Source organism: Pedobacter sp. 05T44, assembly GCF_056395985.1.
This window is the reverse complement of sequence record NZ_JBFTKO010000043.1, coordinates 1-731: the sequence shown is the minus strand read 5'-3', so window position 1 is coordinate 731 and position 731 is coordinate 1. Positions and strand designations below refer to the sequence as shown.

At 37.3% G+C, this 731-nt stretch carries 1 pseudogene; it reads right to left on the bottom strand.

Annotated features, from left to right (window positions below):
- Window positions 1-342: pseudogene (locus tag AC1DDK_RS26125) on the bottom strand (transketolase); the annotation flags it as partial.
- Between the last annotated feature and the right edge of the window lie 389 nt (window positions 343-731).

Here is a 731-nt window from a genome sequence, read left to right as displayed (position 1 = left end):
TCCTTCGTGAGTTGTGGGGTGACCTTGTAACCTTGAATTTAATTTTCTGAAAGTTGCCAGTTCACTAATGTCGAAATATCCCGACCTGGCCAGAACGCTGTAGAAAACTGGTGAAATGTGTCCGTTAGAAAGGAAAAACAAATCTTCGTCTTTTCCATCCATTGTAAAATCAGTAGAGTGGTTCATTACCTCGAAATACAGTGCGGTAAAGAAATCTGCACAGCCTAGAGACCCTCCCGGGTGACCAGATTGGCAGCCGTGTACCATTCTAACAATATCCCTTCTTACCTGAGCAGCAATATCTTCTAATTCTTTGATACTTCTATGTTTTATATGTTTCATTTAACAAAATTTAGTTTGTACTGAATATTCCGAAAAAGTAGCCGGGCTGTGTAAAAAATAGGCAGTATTACTCCGGCACCAAAATTTATTATTTTTTTATATCGTCAAAAACAAAAATCATGTTTTACTTGATCGCTTTATAAGCTGATCATAAACGAGAGAATTTTAGTACCCTCTTAATGATCGGCCTCTTTTTCTATAGTCTTAATATTACTTAATGTGCAGTAGCTGATGCAGTTTTTACATTTTTTTGCCAGAAGAAAAATATAATGAACAACACCACCAGTATTCCAGGGAAAGCTATCATTTTCACTAAGGTATCCTGCCCTGCAGCAAGTTCCAGTGCTCCTCCTTTTAAACCTAATGCTACATTTTCTGCTCTTGCTGAA